Source organism: Micromonospora sp. HUAS YX12 (assembly GCF_040215685.1).
In the GTDB taxonomy this organism is placed as follows: Bacteria; Actinomycetota; Actinomycetes; order Mycobacteriales; family Micromonosporaceae; genus Micromonospora; species Micromonospora tulbaghiae.
The window spans coordinates 5,319,705-5,335,518 of record NZ_CP157974.1; the positions used below are offsets into that span (position 1 = coordinate 5,319,705).

The following is a 15,814-nucleotide window of genomic DNA, read 5'->3' on the forward strand; positions in this document are numbered from 1 at the left end:
GACGGGGCGGGTCAGCCCGCGACGACGGAGAACGTGACCGCACCCGCCGCGGCCAGCGGGACAGCCACCGCGGCGGCCAGCAGCCGTACCCGGGCGGAGCGGCCGATCAGCACCACCAGCAGCGCGGCGAGCCCGAGGTCGATGGCCACGTTCCACCAGGCGCCGGGATAGCCGGACCGCGACCTCAGCGCGAACCGCAGCGCCTCCTCGACGAACACGGCCACCGGCAGCGCGGTCCCCACGACGCGTCGCCATCCCTCGGTCCGCGCCCAGATTCCGGCGACGCCGAACACCACGCCCGCCACCACGCCGAGCGCCATCCAGACGATCGAGGTGGGCGACCAGATCACGGCGAGGTCGTCGCCCTGGAGCAGCGTCGCCGCGAGGTAGTAGCTGGGCACCGCGACGATCAGCAGGACGCTGGCCGCGACGGCGGCGCGTACCGCCTCCGACCGGATCCACCAGCCCAGCGCGAACGCGGCGACCGCCCAGGTGGCGGTGGAGTTGCCGAGTTCGGCGAACGGGTACGGCACCCACTTGATCCAGACGAAGTCTCCGAAGCCGAGCAGGAGACCGGCGACGGGAACGACGAGGGCGACGGTGCGACGTGTGGGTGGCATGCGTGGGAGCATACTGAGTATGCTCCCCGGGTCGGCAGGGCGGCCCTACGAGGCCAGGCGCCGCTCGGACGGCGCGAGACGCACCGCGCCGTCGGACCTGTTGATCTCGGACCACACCTCGTCGAGGGAGAGGCCGAGGACGTCGGCGATGGCCGCGATGGTGGGGAACGTCGGCGTGGCGACCCGGCCGGACTCGATCTTCCGGAGCGTCTCCGGGGAGACGCCCGCGTCCAGCGCGGTGAGCAGCATCGAACGCTCACCCCGGGCGCGGCGCAGGAGCGCGCCGAGGCGCTGCCCGCGCTCGACCTCGGCGGGGGTGAGGGGCAACCGGACCATGCCAGGATTCTAATACCGGGATAACATGACCGGGATACTTATTGGTTCCACGAGGAAGGCGCCCGCATGATCGAGATCCTGAGCCCCGCCGACGTCCGGCGGGCGCGGGACACCGGCGCCCTGGTCGCCCACATCCTCCAGACGCTGCGCAGCCGCACCACCGTCGGCACGAACCTGCTCGACATCGACAGGCAGGCGCAGCGCATGATCGCCGAGGCCGGGGCGCAGTCCTGCTACGTCGACTACGCGCCGTCGTTCGGGCGCGGGCCGTTCGGCCACTACATCTGCACCTCGGTCAACGACGCGGTGCTGCACGGGCTGCCGCACGACTACGCGCTCGCCGACGGCGACCTGCTGAGCCTCGACCTGGCCGTCAGCCTCGGCGGAGTGGTGGCGGACTCGGCGATCAGCTTCCTCGTCGGCGACGCCCGGCCCGCGGAGAGCGTCGCGCTCATCGACGCGACGGAGCGGGCGTTGCGCGCCGGTATCGCGGCGGCCCGTCCCGGCGCCCGCGTCGGCGACCTCTCGCACGCCATCGGATCGGTCCTCACCGAGGCCGGATACTCGGTCAACACCGAGTTCGGCGGCCACGGCGTCGGGTCGACGATGCACCAGGATCCGCACGTGTCGAACATCGGGCGGCCCGGGCGCGGCTACACGCTGCGCCCCGGGCTGCTGCTGGCGTTGGAGCCGTGGGTGATGGCGGACACCGCCACGCTGGTCACCGACGCCGACGGGTGGACGCTGCGCAGCGCGACGGGCTGCCGCACGGCGCACAGCGAGCACACCATCGCCATCACCGACGACGGCGCGGAGATCCTGACGCTGCCGAAGCAGTGACCTTCGCTGCGGCAGGCCTCCGCGGCTCTCCCGCGTTCCCGCCGCCGATCGCCGTCAGGCGGGCACGCAGCGCTCACGCAGGGTGGGTACGCCGGGGCCGGTGAGGTCGTCGCAGTAGGCGGCCCGCCCGGCCATCGCCATCATGAGCGCGACAGTGGTGCCGCTGACCAGCGGGCCGGCGCCGGCGGTGAACGGCCCGTCGGTCGCCTCCACCCGCAGGCCGTCGATCGCGCTGCGCCCGGCCACCGTGAAGTCCCGCCCGGCGTAGAACCGGGCGACCGGCGTGACGGCCTCGACCGACGGCGTACGTGTCAGGCCGAGCGGGCGCCGGATGTCCTGGGCGTGCACGACCACCTCGCCGAGCCACGCCTCGGTCGGCCCGAACGTCGACGTGGTGCTGCCGATGATCCGGCGGAACCGGTCGAGCGTCTCCCCCGGGTCGGCGCCCCGGTGCTCGGCCAGCCGGCGGTCGTTGTGCAGATCGAAGTCGAACCGGGCGCCGAGCACGCTGGCGACCCAGCGGGCACGGCCGACGCTCGCCGCCGCGGTCATGTGCGCGAGCGTCTCCTCCACCGTCCACCGGCCGCACAGCGAGCGCCGCTCCCACTGCGTTGCGTCGAGACCGGCGAGATCGTCGGCCAGGGCGGCGCGCTCGGCGTGCGCGAGCGCCCACAGCTCGTCACGGCCGGGGTTGTCGGACATGGGGGAACCTCCAGAGTCGGTCGTCGGAGGGTTGGACCACGCCGCCGCAGCGAACTCACCGCTCCCCTCTCCGCCGATCTTGGAGTTGTGGTGGTTCGCGAACCGGACATGCGCGACCTTCGAGGCGCCACAAGTCCGAGATCGGCGGAGAGGGGCGGGGGTTCAACGTTTGCTGCACGTACGCTCAACGCTCGCCGGTGACGCTTCTCGTACACATCAACCGCAAGGGAGAAGCGTCATGTCACACCGTTACCTCTCCACCGCCCGTGCCGCCGCCTCGGTGGCCGGTGCACTCGTCCTGACCACCGCGGGCCTGGCCGGCGCCGCCACCCCGGCGTCCGCGGCCTACGTGGTCCCCGCCGACTGCGGCCCCTACTCCGGGGCGCCGGTGCCGGCCGGATACACCCTGAGATTCGCCGGCGCGCTCTACATCAGCAACAACGCCAACGGCCCGGAGTTCATCGTCGGCACGACAGCTCGCAACGTCATCGTCGGAAGCGTCGACGACGACGTCATCTGCGGGCTCGACGGCAACGACGACATCCAGGCCAACAGCGGCGACGACATCGTCTACGGCGGGCTGACCGGCGACGACATCTGGGGCGACCTGGGCAACGACAACCTCCACGGCGACGGTGGCGCCGACACCATCCACGGGGACCGCTTCATCGGGCCCAGCGCCCTGGACGGCAACGACCGCGTCGACGGCGGCAGCAACGACGATCACCTCTACGGCGACCAGGGCGGGGACACATTGGTCGGCGGTCCCGGCGTGGACGACGGTGACGGAGGCCCGGACGTGGTGTTCGACGACTGCCGGCCCACGGTGGACAACCCGACCAACTGCCCCTGATCCCGTCGGCACGGCGGTCCGCGGGGCTCAGAGAACGGGCCCTGCGGACCGCCGCGCTGCCGCCTGTCGGATCGTCGTCACGCCCGGTCCGACCACCACCGGCCGCGGCTACCGTGACAGTCCGTGGCGGTGGAGTTCCGGGTGCTCGGCGACCTGGACGTCCGGGTCGACGGCCGGACGGTCCGGATCGGTCACGCCCGCCAACAGTGCGTCCTCGCCGCCCTGCTGGTCGAGCCCAACCGTGTCGTCGCGACCGAACAGCTCATCAGCCGGGTCTGGGGCGACGAGGTGCCGGACGGGGCCACCGCCACCCTGCGTGGTTACCTGTCCCGGCTCCGCCGGGCCCTGGCCGGCGCCGGCGAGGTCCGCATCGTCCGGCGCCATCCCGGCTACCTGCTCGCCGTCGACCCGGGCCGCGTCGACCTGCACCGCTTCCGCGAGCTGACCGAGCAGGCGCGGCGCGCCGAGGACGACGCGACGGCGATCAGCTGCCTGGAGCGGGCGCTGGGGCTCTGGCGCGGCGAGGCGTTCGACGGGCTGACCACACAGTGGCTGGCGGCCTACCGGCAGACCCTCGACCGGCAGCGGCTCGCGGCCGCCCTGGACCGCAACGACATCGCCCTGCGACGCGGCGGGCACGCCCGTCTCCTCCCCGACGTCCTGGCGCTGAGCAGCCGGTACCCGTGGGACGAGCGTCTGGCGGCGCAGGCGATGCTCGCGCTGTACCGGTGCGGACGGCAGGCCGACGCGCTCGAGCACTTCCACCGGATGCGCCGCCGGCTGGCCGCCGAGATCGGCACCGACCCCAGCCCGCCGCTGGCACAGCTCTACCAGCAGATCCTCACCGCCGACCCGGCGATCGCGCCGCCGGACCTGCCGGGCCGCGACGAATCAAGCGCGACGGCAACCGGCACGGCACGGGACGCGGGCACCGTGCCCCGGCAGCTGCCCGCGTCACCAGGGGTCTTCGCCGGCCGGACCGCCCAGCTCGCGCGCCTCGACGACCAGCTCGGCGACGCGGGACGCCCGGACGGCGCCGGGTCGCCGGTGGTGATCTCGTCCATCGGTGGTGGCGGTGGAGTCGGCAAGACGTGGCTGGCCCTGCGGTGGGCGCACGCCAACGCCGATCGCTTCCCCGACGGGCAGCTCTACGTCAACCTGCGCGGCTTCGACCCGACCGCGGACCCGGTGGGGTGGCCGGCGGCGGTACGCGGCTTCCTCGAAGCGCTCGGTGTCGAACCGGCACGCGTCCCGGCGGACCCGGAGGCCCAGGCGTCGCTGTACCGCACGCTCGTCGCCGGCCGCCGGCTGCTGGTCGTCCTCGACGACGCCCGCGACGCCGCCACGGTGATCCCGCTGCTGCCCGGCACGCCCACGAGTGCGGTGCTGGTGACCAGCCGCCGGCAGCTGGCCACCCTCGTCACCACCCACGGCGCGCGACCGCTGCCGCTGGACGTGCTGCCCGACGACGAGGCGTACGAGCTGATCGTCCGGCAGGTGGGTGCCGCGCGGGTGGCGGGACAGCCGGACGCCGTCGCGGACATCCTGCGCTTCTGCGGGGGTCTGCCGCTGGCGCTCGGGATCGTGGCGGCCCGTGCGGCGCTTCACCCCGACCTCCCCCTGTCGTCGGTCGCGGAGGAGCTGACCACGGCGGTCCGCCCGCTGGACGCGCTGGCCGGCGACGAGGCGACGACGAACCTGCGCGTGGTGCTGTCCCGCTCGCTCGCGGCGCTCACACCGGCCGCGGCGGAGGTGTTCACGCTGCTCGGCCTCGCCCCGGGCCCGGACATCAGCCGGGCCGCGGCGGCCGGCCTGACCGCCCGTACGCCGGACGAGCTGCGCCCGCCACTGCGCGAGCTGGTCGACGCGCACCTCGTGCAGGAACACGTCGCGGGCCGGTACCGGATGCACGACCTGGTCCGGACGTACGCGGTCGAGCGGGCGGCCGGGGACCCGGCCGGCTGCCGGTCCGCGCTGTGCCGGCTGGTCGACCACCATCTGCACACCGCGCACGCGGCCGCGCTGCTGCTCTCCCCGCAGCGCGACCCACTGACGCTGGCCCCCGCCGCGGCGGGGGTGGCAGCCGAACGGCTCGACGACCTCACGGCGGCGCTGGCCTGGTTCACGCGCGAACACCAGGTGCTCCTCGCGATCATCGAGTACGCCGCCGGCAACGGCCTCGACACCGCGGCCGGTCAGCTCTCGTGGACCCTGGCCACCTACTTCGACAGGCAGGGCCACTGGCACGACTGGGCCACCGTGGCCCGCCGGGCGGTCGGGTCGACCCGGCGGTCCGGTGACCGCCCGGCGCAGGCCCAGGCGCACCGGCTCCTGGCCGGGGCGTGCTCCAACCTCGGCCGGTACGCCGAGGCGCAGCGCAACCTGCTCGCCGCGCTGGACCTGTTCGCGGCACTGGGTGACGACGAGGGGCGGGCGCACACCCACTTCGACCTCGGCATGCTGCACGACCGGCAGCGGCAGCCCCGGGAGGCCCTGCCGCACGCACGGCGGAGCCTCGCCCTCTACGAGCGGGTCGGCGGTCCGCTCAAGCAGGCAGTCGCGCTCAACGCGATCGGCTGGTACCACTCGCAGCTCGGCGAGCACCACGACGCGATCACCTACTGCCGCCGCGCGCTCGCCCTGTCCGAGCAGGCCGGGAGCGCGTACGGGCAGGCGAACACGTGGGACAGCATCGGCTTCGCCCACCACCACCTCGGCGAGTACGAGCAGGCGGTCGACTGCTTCCGGCAGGCCCTCGCCCTGTTCACCGAGATCGGTGACCGGCACGCCGAAGGCATCGTGCTGGATCACCTCGGCGACACGTGTGCCGCGGCCGGGCGGACGGACGCGGCCCGGGACGCCTGGCGTCGGTCACTCGCGCTGTACGAGCAACTCGGTCACGCCGACGCCGAGGCGGTACGGCGGAAGCTGAGCGCGTGCCCCGGCCCGTGAGGCGGTCAGAGCGCCACGATCGCGGCGGACTCCGCCGGCAGCTCGATGCCGTCGCGCATGACCGTGACGCCCTCGGACGTGGCGAGCAGCACGCGGCGTACCACCCCGGGCAGGTTGATCCGCTGCGCCCGGCCGGCCAGGTTCGCCACCACGAGCGTGTCGCCGCGCCGCATCACCAGGAACCGGTCGCCGTGGCGTACGTCGACCCGGTCCAGCCGGGGGTCGGACAGGTCGGCCCGGGAGCGGCGCAGCGTGATCAGCCGCCGGTAGAGGTCGTACGTCTCGCGGTGTTCCGGCTTGTCCAGCTCGGCCCAGTCCAGCCGGGACCGCAGGAACGTCTGCGGATCCTGCGGGTCGGGCACGTCGTCGGTGGCCCAGCCGTGGCTGGCGAACTCGCGTCGGCGGCCGGTCGCGACCGCCGCCGCGAGTTCCGGCTCGGGGTGGCTGGTGAAGAACTGCCACGGCGTGGCGGCCGCCCACTCCTCCCCCATGAACAGCATCGGCGTGAACGGCGCGGTCATCAGCAGCGTCGCGCCGACGCGCAGCAGGCCGGGCGACAGTGTGGCGGAGATCCGGTCGCCGGTGGCCCGGTTGCCGATCTGGTCGTGGTTCTGCAGGTACGCCACGAAGCGGTGGCCGGGCGTGCGCTGCCGGTCGACCGGGCGGCCGTGGCTACGGCCCCGGAAGCTGGACCAGGTGCCGGCGTGGAAGAAGCCGCCGGTCAGCACGTCGGTGAGGCATTCGAGGGAGCCGAAGTCGCCGTAGTAGCCCTGCCGCTCGCCGGTGAGCAGCGTGTGCAGCGCGTGGTGGGCGTCGTCGTTCCACTGGGCGTGCAGGCCGTACCCGCCCGCCTCGCGGGGCGTGATCAGGCGCGGGTCGTTGAGGTCGCTCTCGGCGATCAGGGACAGCGGCCGCCCGAGGTGCGTCGACAGCGCCTCCACCTCGGCGGCGACCTCCTCCAGCCAGTGCACGGCCCGGCCGTCCGGCATGGCGTGCACGGCGTCCAGCCGCAGCCCGTCGACGTGGTAGTCGCGCAGCCAGGTCAGCACGCTGTCGGCGATGTAGCGGCGTACCCCGTCGGAGTGCGGGCCGTCCAGGTTGACGGTGCGGCCCCAGGTGTTGCTCTGCTCGGTGAGGTACGGCGCGAACCGCGGCGCGTAGGCCCCGGAGGGCCCGAAATGGTTGTAGACGACGTCGAGGATCACCCCCAGGCCCTTGGCGTGGGCGGCGTCGACGAACCGTTTCAGGCCGTCCGGGCCGCCGTACGGCTCGTGCGGGGCGTACCAGCAGACGCCGTCGTAGCCCCAGTTGTACTCGCCGTTGAACGCGTTCACCGGCAGCAGCTCGACCATGTCGACGCCGAGGTCGACCAGGTGGTCGAGCCTGGCGATCGCCCCGTCGAACGTGCCCTCCGGGGTGAACGTGCCGATGTGCAGCTCGTACAGCACGCTGCCGGGCAGCTGCCGGCCGGTCCAGGCGGCGTCGGTCCAGCCGAACGCCGCGTGGTCGTAGAGCCGGCTGGGCCCGTGCACCCCGGCCGGCTGCCAGGCCGAGCGGGGATCGGGCAGCGCCTGGTCGTCGTCGTCGAGCAGGAACGCGTAGTCGGTGCCCGGCCCGGCGTCGGGCACCTCGACCCGCCACCAGCCGTCCGGCCCGGGACGCATCGCGTGGTCGGCGGCGCCGGGCAGGCGCAGCCGCACCCGGGCGGCCTCGGGCGCCCACACCGTGAACTCGGTCATGCGGCGGCCTCCACATAGTCGGTGGGTGCGAGGAGGGCGACGGGATAGGTGCTCAGCAGATCATCCAGGAGCAGCTCAGAACCACTGTAGACCCGCCCGGTGAACAAGTCGGTGCACTCGTGAACAGGAAGTGACAGGGTCGTGCCCCGCCAGCCGCCGGAACGGGCCAGCCGCAGCGGCAGCCGGGTCGCCACCGCGACCGCGCCGCCCCGGTCGAAGGCCACCGCGTGCACGGCGGCCGGGCCGCGCGCCGGCACCGGCCGGTAGCCGCCGAACAGGTCCGGGCGGTCGCGGCGCAGCCGCAGCGTCCGGGACACCACGAGCAGCTTGGCCGCGCCGTCGCCGGCCACCGCGGGCCGCCATCCGGCGTCGAGCCGGGCCAGCACCTTCCGGCGTACGGCGAAGTCGACCGGCCGCCGGTTGTCCGGGTCGACGAGCGAGTTCTCCCACAGCTCGGTGCCCTGGTAGACGTCGGGCACCCCGGGCATGGCGAGCTGGACCAGCTTCTGCCCGAGCGCGTTCGACCAGCCGGGCGGGGTGATCTCGGCGGCGAACGCGGTGATCTGGGCGTGCAGTTCCGGGTCGTCGTACATCCGGTCGACCAGGGCGTGCAGCTCGTGCTCGAAGGCCGGGTCCGGGTCGGCCCAGCTGGTGGTGACCGACGCCTCCCGGGCGGCCTTCTCGGCGTACCCGTGCAGTCGTTCCCGTTCGATCGGCCACGCCCCGACGGCGGTCTGCCAGAGCAGGTGGGCCAGCGCGGGGTCGGCCAGCGGCGCCCGGGACATCCAGTCGGCGACCCGCTCGGCCCAGCGGCCGGGCAGCTCGGACAGTACCGCGAGCCGGGCGCGGACGTCCTCGCCGCGCTTGGTGTCGTGGGTGGAGAGCGCGGTCATGCTCGCCGGCCAGCGCACGTGCCGGGAGGCGGCGAACCGGTGCAGCTCGGCCGGGGGCACGCCGAAGTGGTCCGGGTTGCCGCCGACCTCGTTGAGGGCGACGAACCGGCTCCACCGGTAGTACGCGGTGTCCTCCACGCCCTTGGCCATCACCGCGCCGGTGAACTGCGGGAACCGGGCGGCCAGTTCGTGGCCGGGATCGCGCAGCCGGGCGGTGACCGCGTCCAGCACGCCGGCCAGGCCGGGGCGGCGGCGGCCGGCCTCGCTGCGGGCGGCGGCCAGGTGCCGGGCACCCTCGGGCGGGTAGTTGCGGTAGACCGGGAAGCACGCGGCCAGCTCCGCCAGGGCGGCGCGGACCTCCTCGCCCGGCAGCTCCGGCACGAGCGCGGCCAGGCGGGTCAGCTCGGCGGCGAGCAGCCGGGTGGCGGCCTCCAGCTTGGTGGCGTGCGTCAGGTCGGCCCAGGAGGTGTGCCGCCCGGTCAGCCGGCCGTCGAGCGTGGTGAACTCCGGTTCGGCGTCCGGGTCGACGAACAGCCCGGACACGGCGGCCAGCGCGTCGTAGCCGGTGGTGCCGTCGACCGGCCAGTCCGGCAGGTCCTCGCTGTACTCCAGGATCTTCTCCACCACCAGCCAGCGCTCCGGCGCGGCGGCGCGCAACCGGGCCAGGTAGCCGGCCGGGTCGCGCAGCCCGTCCGGGTGGTCGACCCGGATGCCGTCGACCTCCCCGGCGCCGACCCAGCGCAGGATCTCCGCGTGGGTGGCGTCGAAGACCTCCGGATCCTCCACCCGCAGGCCGGCCAGGTCGGACACGGCGAAGAACCGGCGGTACGTCAGCTCGGCGTCGCCGCGCCGCCAGTTCACCAGCTCGTAGTGCTGCCGGTCGTGCACCTGGCCGGGTGTCCCGTCGCCGGTGCCCTCGGCGACCGGGAAGCGGTGCTCGTGGTAGCGCAGCTCCCCGTCGACGAGCTTCAGGTCGTCGAGCGCGTCGGCGGTGTCGGCGAGCACCGGCAGCAGCAGCCGCCCGCGGTCCCAGTCGATGTCGAACCAGCGCGCGTACGCCGAGTCGCGCCCCCGGCGCAGCACGTCCCACCAGGCCGGGTTGGCCTCCGGCCGGGCCACCCCGGCGTGGTTGGGCACGATGTCCACGACCAGGCCCAGCCCGGACGCGCGCAGCGCCCGGACCAGCCGTGCCCGGGCGGCCTCGCCGCCGAGCTGCGGGTTGACCGCGCGGTGGTCGGCCACGTCGTAGCCGTGCGTGGAGCCGGGGGTGGCGGTGAGCAGGGGCGCGGTGTAGAGGTGGGTAACGCCGAGCGCGGCGAGGTAGCCCGCCAGCTCGGCCGTGGCGTCCAGGTCGAAGCCGGGACGCACCTGCACCCGGTAGGTCGAGCGGGGGGTGTCGGGCATCGGTCAGGCCGTCCTCTCCAGGACCAGCAGCGAGCGGTCCGGCACGCAGACCGTGCCGCCCGCCTCGACGAGCGTCGTCTTCTCCGGATCGGGTTCCGCGGTGCTGATCACCAGCTCCCACCGGGTGCCGAACTCCTCGCCGGGCAGCGTGAAGTCCAGCGGCGCGTCGTGCGCGTTGAACAGCAGCAGGAAGGAGCTGTCCCGGTGGCGCTGGCCGTACTGGCCGCGTTCGCCGATGCCGTCGCCGTTGACGAACAGGGCCACCGAGCGGCCGAAGTCGTTGCCCCAGTCCTCGCCGGTCATCTCCCGGCCGTCCGGGGTGTACCAGGCGAGGTCCGGCAGCCCGGAGCCGGCGGCCCGGCCGCCCACCGGCAGGCCGGTGAAGAACCGGCGGCGGCGGAACACCTGGTGCCGGTTGCGGAACTCGGTGAGCCGGCGGACGAAGTCCAGCAGTTCGGTGTCGGCCCGGTCCCAGTCGACCCAGGCGATCTCGCTGTCCTGGCAGTAGGCGTTGTTGTTGCCGCGCTGGGTGCGGCCCAGCTCGTCGCCGTGGCCGAGCATCGGCACGCCCTGGGACAGCATCAGCGTGGCCAGGAAGTTGCGCCGCTGCCGGGCCCGCAGCGCGAGCACGCCCGGGTCGTCGGTCTCCCCCTCGACGCCGCAGTTCCAGGACCGGTTGTGGCTCTCCCCGTCCCGGTTGTCCTCGCCGTTTGCCTCGTTGTGCTTGTCGTTGTAGGAGACCAGGTCGGTGAGCGTGAACCCGTCGTGGCAGGTGACGAAGTTGATGCTGTGGAACGGGCGGCGGCCGTCGTCCTGGTAGAGGTCGGCGGAGCCGGAGATGCGGGAGGCGAACTCGGCGAGCGTGGCCGGCTCGCCGCGCCAGAAGTCGCGTACGGTGTCGCGGTACTTGCCGTTCCACTCGGTCCACTGCGGCGGGAAGTTGCCGACCTGGTAGCCGCCGGGGCCGACGTCCCACGGCTCGGCGATGAGCTTGACCCGGCCGACGACCGGGTCCTGCTGCACCACCTCGAAGAACGTGGACAGCCGGTCCACCTCGTAGAACTCGCGGGCCAGCGTGGCGGCCAGGTCGAACCGGAAGCCGTCGACGTGCATCTCGGTCACCCAGTAGCGCAGCGAATCCATGATCAGTTGCAGCGAGTGCGGGCTGCGCACGTTGAGGCTGTTGCCGGTGCCGGTGTAGTCGACGAAGTAGCGCCGGTCGTCCTCGGAGAGCCGGTAGTAGCTGGGGGTGTCGATGCCCTTGAAGCTCAGCGACGACCCGAGGTGGTTGCCCTCGGCGGTGTGGTTGTAGACCACGTCGAGGATGACCTCGATGCCGGCCGCGTGCAGCGCCTTGACCATGCCCCGGAACTCCTGCACCTGCTGGCCGAGGCGGCCCAGCGCGGAGTAGCCGTGGTGCGGGGCGAAGAAGCCGATGGTGTTGTAGCCCCAGTAGTTGCGCAGCCCCAGGTCGGCCAGGCGGTGGTCGTGCACGAACTCGTGCACCGGCATCAGCTCCACCGCCGTCACGCCGAGCCGCTTGAAGTGCTCGATCATCACCGGTGAGGCCATCGCCGCGTACGTGCCGCGCAGCTCCTCCGGGATGCCCGGGTGGCGCATGGTCAGGCCGCGCACGTGCGCCTCGTAGATCACCGAGTGGTGGTACGGGGTGCGCGGCGGCCGGTCGTTGCCCCAGTCGAAGTACGGGTTCACCACCACCGACTTCGGCATGTACGGCGCCGAGTCGGCGGTGTTCATCCGGTCCGGGTCGCCGCCGACCTCGTAGTCGTAGACCGACGGGTGCCAGGTGACCTCACCGTCGACCGCCTTCGCGTACGGGTCGAGCAGCAGCTTGTGCGGATTGCAGCGCAGCCCCTCGGCCGGGTTCCACGGCCCGTGCACCCGGTAGCCGTACCGCTGGCCGGGTTCGACGCCCGGGATGTAGGCGTGCCAGACGTACGCGTCGACCTCGCGCAGCTCCACCCGGCGCTCGGTGCCGATGTCCCACTCGTCGAACAGGCACAGCTCGATCTTCTCCGCCACCTCGGAGAAGATCGCGAAGTTGGTGCCCATCCCGTCGTACGTGGCGCCGAGGGGGTAGCTGTCGCCCGGCCAGACCTGCATGTCGCTCCTTCGGCCCATGATCGTGAGCGCACCGGACAGGGGAGCCGCCGATGCGCACGCCGGTGATGCCCCGTCGTACCCGCCGTCAATCCCCCCGTTCGGACCGTAACCGAATCCGCCCTCCTGAGTCCGGATAGACGTTCGAGTGTCATCCGTCACGATCGCCCTTTTGAAGATGCGGCGCGGCGGCAGATGGACTTTCCTGGATGCGGGCCCACGCGCGCGCGGGGCCCGCCCGGGCCGTTCGGCCACCCCTCACCACCGCTCGTCGCCGCCACCGATGCCGGCGTGCCTCACCATGCATGGACGGAGATCGACGTGACCACTCTGCGGGTCGGCGCTCAGCCCGCCACCGCGATGGACCGGCTCCACCGGCCCACCCTCACCTCCCGCCCGGCCCCGCCGTCGCCGGCCGGGGCCGCGCCCCGGACCCGGCGCATCCTGATGCTGTCGTGGGAGTACCCGCCGGTGCTCGTCGGCGGGCTCGGCCGCCACGTCCACGCGCTGTCCGTGGCGCTGGCCGCCGCCGGGCACGAGGTCACAGTCGTCACCCGCCACGCCGAGGGCGCACCCCTGGAGGAGTACGCCGACGGCGTCCGCATCGTCCGCGCCGCCGAGGACCCGGTCCGCTTCCCCCTCGCCACCGGCTCGCTGCTGGCCTGGACCATGGCGTTCAACCACACCCTGACCCGAGCCGCGCTGCGCGCCGCCTCCGCCGGCTCCTACGACGTCATCCACGCCCACGACTGGCTCGTCGCACACACCGCGATGACGCTGCGCGAACACCTCGACGTCCCGCTGGTCACCACCATCCACGCCACCGAGGCGGGCCGGCACCAGGGCTGGCTGCCCGAGGAGATGAACCGCACCATCCACGGCGTCGAACACTGGCTCGCCGGGGAGTCCGGCCGGGTGATCGTCTGCTCCGGCTACATGCGCGACGAGGTGGGCGCGCTGTTCGGCGTCGACGCCGCCCGGGTCGACGTGGTTCCCAACGGCGTCGAGCCGCACCGCTGGCGGGTGCCCGCGTCGGCGGTCGCCGCCGCCCGGGCCCGGTTCGCCGCCGACGGCCCGCTGGTCACGTTCGCCGGCCGCCTGGTGTACGAGAAGGGCGTGCAGCACCTGCTGGCCGGGCTGCCCCGGCTGCGTGACCGGCACCCCGGGCTGCGCGCGGTGATCGTCGGCGACGGGCCGTACCGGGCCGACCTGGAGGCCGAGGTGCACCGCCTCGGGCTGGGCGCCACTGTGAGCATGCCCGGGTTCCTCGGCGGCACCGACCTGCCCGCCGTGATGGCCGCCTCGGACTGCTTCGCCGTGCCGAGCATCTACGAGCCGTTCGGCATGGTGGCGCTGGAGGGGGCAGCCGCGGGCGCGCCGCTCGCAGTGGCCCGTACCGGCGGGCTGGCCGAGATCGTCGAGCCGGGCGTCACCGGGATGACGTTCGCCCCGCACGACCCGGACGGGCTGGCCGAGGCGGTGCACACGCTGCTGTCCGACCGGGACCGGGCGCGTGCGCTCGCCCGGCGGGCCCGCGTCATGGTGCACGAGCAGTACGGCTGGGCGGCCATCGCGTCCCGCACCGCCGGCGCGTACGCCGCCGCCATCGCCGGCGACCCGGCGTTCACCGCCGCCCGCGCCCAGCACCGCATGGAACACGGCCGGGCCACCCCGCGAGTCCCCGAGGGCAACCTCCTGACCGCCGCCGGCCTCCGGTAAGGAAGGGCCCCCTATTAACGCCTCCGGTAGAGGAAGGGCCCCTTGTTAACGTCCCCACCCCGGCGCGCACGACGAAGGCCGCCGACCCTGCTCGGGTCGGCGGCCTTCGTCGTCCACCTGTTAAAAGGGGGCCCCTCCTCTACCGGAGGCGTTAACAAGGGGCCCTTCCTTGCACGCTCAGCGCTTCTCGGCGGGGACGTAGTCCCGCTCGGTGGCGCCGGTGTAGATCTGCCGCGGGCGACCGATCTTGGTCTCCGGGTCGTTGATCATCTCGCGCCACTGCGCGATCCAGCCGGGCAGCCGGCCGAGCGCGAACAGCACCGTGAACATCTTGGTCGGGAAGCCCATGGCCTTGTAGATCAGGCCGGTGTAGAAGTCCACGTTCGGGTAGAGCCGCCGGGACACGAAGAAGTCGTCGGCGAGCGCGATCTCCTCCAGCTGCACCGCGAGGTCCAGCAGCGGGTCCGGCTTGGCCATCCGGCCGAGCACGTCCTGGGCGGCCTTCTTCACGATGGCGGCGCGCGGGTCGTAGTTCTTGTAGACCCGGTGCCCGAAGCCCATCAGCTTCACGCCGTCCTGCTTGTCCTTCACCTTCTGCACGAAGGAGCGGACGTCGCCACCCTCGGCCTGGATCTTCTGGAGCATCTCCAGGACGGCCTGGTTGGCGCCGCCGTGCAGCGGGCCGAACAGCGCGTTCACGCCGGCCGAGACCGAGGCGAACAGGTTGGCGTTGCTGGAGCCGACCAGCCGCACGGTCGAGGTGGAGCAGTTCTGCTCGTGGTCGGCGTGCAGGATGAACAGCATGTCCAGCACCCGGGCCACCACCGGGTCGACCTCGTACGGCTCGGCCGGTACGCCGAACGTCATCCGCAGGAAGTTCTCGACGTAGCCCAGCGAGTTGTCCGGGTACAGCAGCGGCTGTCCGATCGACTTCTTGTACGCGTACGAGGCGATGGTCGGCACCTTCGCCATCAGCCGCACCGTGGACATCTCCACGTGCTCGGAGTCGAACGGGTCCAGGCTGTCCTGGTAGAAGGTCGAGATGGCGCTGACGGCCGAGGAGAGCACGGCCATCGGGTGCGCGTCGCGGGGGAAGCCGTCGAAGAAGCGGCGCATCTCCTCGTGCAGCAGCGAGTGCCGCCGGATCCGCTCGCTGAACTCGGTGAGCTGCGTCTGGGACGGCAGCTCGCCGTAGATCAGCAGGTAGGAGACCTCCAGGAAGGAGGACTTCTCGGCCAGCTGGTCGATCGGGTAACCGCGGTACCGCAGGATGCCGGCATCACCGTCGATGTAGGTGATGGCGGACGAGCAGGACGCGGTGTTCACGAAACCGGGGTCGTACGTGGTCATCCCGGTTTCCTTGAGCAGCTTGCTCACCCCGATCCCGGCGGGGCCCTCGACCGCGGGCTGCACCGGCATCGACAGCTGCCCACCGGGGTGGTCGAGCTTGACTTCCGTCATCTGTTCCTCGCTTCGCCGGCAAGATCTTCGTTGAATTGCCTTCGCTTCTACCGTAATCACGGCGCGGAGAACACCGCTCGTCATGGTTTCGGGGTGAGGTGTGCGTCACCTGTTTCCCGGCCAGCCGGTCCGGAAACGGATGGGAGCGCGGCCATGGGCACGTTCGGGAGGTCC

Annotated in this window: 11 protein-coding genes; 4 read left to right on the forward strand and 7 right to left on the reverse strand. The window is 72.9% G+C overall.

Annotation, left to right across the window (positions count from 1 at the left end; genetic code table 11):
* Positions 1 to 11: 11 nt before the first annotated feature.
* Positions 12 to 620, reverse strand: a complete 609-nt coding sequence (locus ABIH81_RS25380; protein WP_349877383.1) for a DUF6518 family protein — start codon at positions 618 to 620, stop codon at positions 12 to 14.
* A gap of 45 nt (positions 621 to 665) precedes the next feature.
* Positions 666 to 956 (reverse strand): helix-turn-helix transcriptional regulator, encoded by a 291-nt coding sequence (locus ABIH81_RS25385; protein ID WP_349877384.1) that lies wholly within the window; start codon positions 954 to 956, stop codon positions 666 to 668.
* A 66-nt stretch (positions 957 to 1,022) separates the two neighbouring features.
* On the opposite strand from ABIH81_RS25385, the gene map reads away from it, so the two are divergent.
* Positions 1,023 to 1,796, forward strand: coding sequence for a type I methionyl aminopeptidase (map, locus tag ABIH81_RS25390; RefSeq protein WP_349877385.1), 774 nt, complete (start codon positions 1,023 to 1,025; stop codon positions 1,794 to 1,796).
* A gap of 54 nt (positions 1,797 to 1,850) precedes the next feature.
* On the opposite strand, the gene ABIH81_RS25395 is transcribed toward map, so the two are convergent.
* Positions 1,851 to 2,498, reverse strand: a complete 648-nt coding sequence (locus tag ABIH81_RS25395) for a maleylpyruvate isomerase family mycothiol-dependent enzyme (protein ID WP_349877386.1) — start codon at positions 2,496 to 2,498, stop codon at positions 1,851 to 1,853.
* Positions 2,499 to 2,736: 238 nt separating this feature from the next.
* Here ABIH81_RS25395 and ABIH81_RS25400 point away from each other — a divergent pair, with 238 nt between their 5' ends.
* Both ABIH81_RS25400 and ABIH81_RS25405 read left to right on the forward strand, forming a co-directional pair.
* Positions 2,737 to 3,351: a hemolysin gene (locus tag ABIH81_RS25400; protein ID WP_349877387.1), complete on the forward strand. Its 615-nt coding sequence runs from the start codon at positions 2,737 to 2,739 to the stop codon at positions 3,349 to 3,351.
* 123 nt (positions 3,352 to 3,474) lie between these two features.
* Positions 3,475 to 6,303: a BTAD domain-containing putative transcriptional regulator gene (locus tag ABIH81_RS25405; RefSeq protein ID WP_349877388.1), complete on the forward strand. Its 2,829-nt coding sequence runs from the start codon at positions 3,475 to 3,477 to the stop codon at positions 6,301 to 6,303.
* 5 nt (positions 6,304 to 6,308) lie between these two features.
* Here the strand turns inward: ABIH81_RS25405 and treZ are convergent, their stop codons facing one another.
* From treZ to glgX, 3 genes are read right to left on the reverse strand one after another with little or no spacing between them, the layout of a single operon-like run.
* Positions 6,309 to 8,042 carry a malto-oligosyltrehalose trehalohydrolase gene (gene treZ, locus ABIH81_RS25410; protein ID WP_349877389.1) on the reverse strand — a complete coding sequence of 578 codons (1,734 nt, stop codon included), beginning with the start codon at positions 8,040 to 8,042 and terminating at the stop codon, positions 6,309 to 6,311.
* The gene (treY, locus tag ABIH81_RS25415) at positions 8,039 to 10,339 is read right to left on the reverse strand and encodes a malto-oligosyltrehalose synthase (protein ID WP_349877390.1); all 2,301 of its coding nucleotides are present in this window, start codon (positions 10,337 to 10,339) and stop codon (positions 8,039 to 8,041) included. The genes treZ and treY overlap by 4 nt, the downstream gene beginning before the upstream one ends.
* A 3-nt stretch (positions 10,340 to 10,342) precedes the next feature.
* The gene (gene glgX, locus ABIH81_RS25420) at positions 10,343 to 12,463 is read right to left on the reverse strand and encodes a glycogen debranching protein GlgX (protein ID WP_349877391.1); all 2,121 of its coding nucleotides are present in this window, start codon (positions 12,461 to 12,463) and stop codon (positions 10,343 to 10,345) included.
* 318 nt (positions 12,464 to 12,781) lie between these two features.
* Between glgX and ABIH81_RS25425 the strand changes: the two genes are divergently transcribed.
* Positions 12,782 to 14,179, forward strand: a complete 1,398-nt coding sequence (locus ABIH81_RS25425; protein WP_349877392.1) for a glycosyltransferase family 4 protein — start codon at positions 12,782 to 12,784, stop codon at positions 14,177 to 14,179.
* Positions 14,180 to 14,356: 177 nt separating this feature from the next.
* Here ABIH81_RS25425 and ABIH81_RS25430 read toward each other — a convergent pair whose 3' ends face one another.
* Positions 14,357 to 15,640 (reverse strand): citrate synthase, encoded by a 1,284-nt coding sequence (locus ABIH81_RS25430; RefSeq protein WP_349877393.1) that lies wholly within the window; start codon positions 15,638 to 15,640, stop codon positions 14,357 to 14,359.
* Between the last annotated feature and the right edge of the window lie 174 nt (positions 15,641 to 15,814).

Bases quoted from the DNA above. Each gene is read 5' to 3' on its own strand.
- ABIH81_RS25385 (WP_349877384.1), bottom strand. From the start codon at position 956: ATGGTCCGGTTGCCCCTCACCCCCGCCGAGGTCGAGCGCGGGCAGCGC.
- map (WP_349877385.1), top strand. From the start codon at position 1,023: ATGATCGAGATCCTGAGCCCCGCCGACGTCCGGCGGGCGCGGGACACC.
- ABIH81_RS25395 (WP_349877386.1), bottom strand. From the start codon at position 2,498: ATGTCCGACAACCCCGGCCGTGACGAGCTGTGGGCGCTCGCGCACGCC.
- ABIH81_RS25380 (WP_349877383.1), bottom strand. From the start codon at position 620: ATGCCACCCACACGTCGCACCGTCGCCCTCGTCGTTCCCGTCGCCGGT.
- ABIH81_RS25400 (WP_349877387.1), top strand. From the start codon at position 2,737: ATGTCACACCGTTACCTCTCCACCGCCCGTGCCGCCGCCTCGGTGGCC.
- treZ (WP_349877389.1), bottom strand. From the start codon at position 8,042: ATGACCGAGTTCACGGTGTGGGCGCCCGAGGCCGCCCGGGTGCGGCTG.
- ABIH81_RS25430 (WP_349877393.1), bottom strand. From the start codon at position 15,640: ATGACGGAAGTCAAGCTCGACCACCCCGGTGGGCAGCTGTCGATGCCG.
- treY (WP_349877390.1), bottom strand. From the start codon at position 10,339: ATGCCCGACACCCCCCGCTCGACCTACCGGGTGCAGGTGCGTCCCGGC.
- glgX (WP_349877391.1), bottom strand. From the start codon at position 12,463: ATGCAGGTCTGGCCGGGCGACAGCTACCCCCTCGGCGCCACGTACGAC.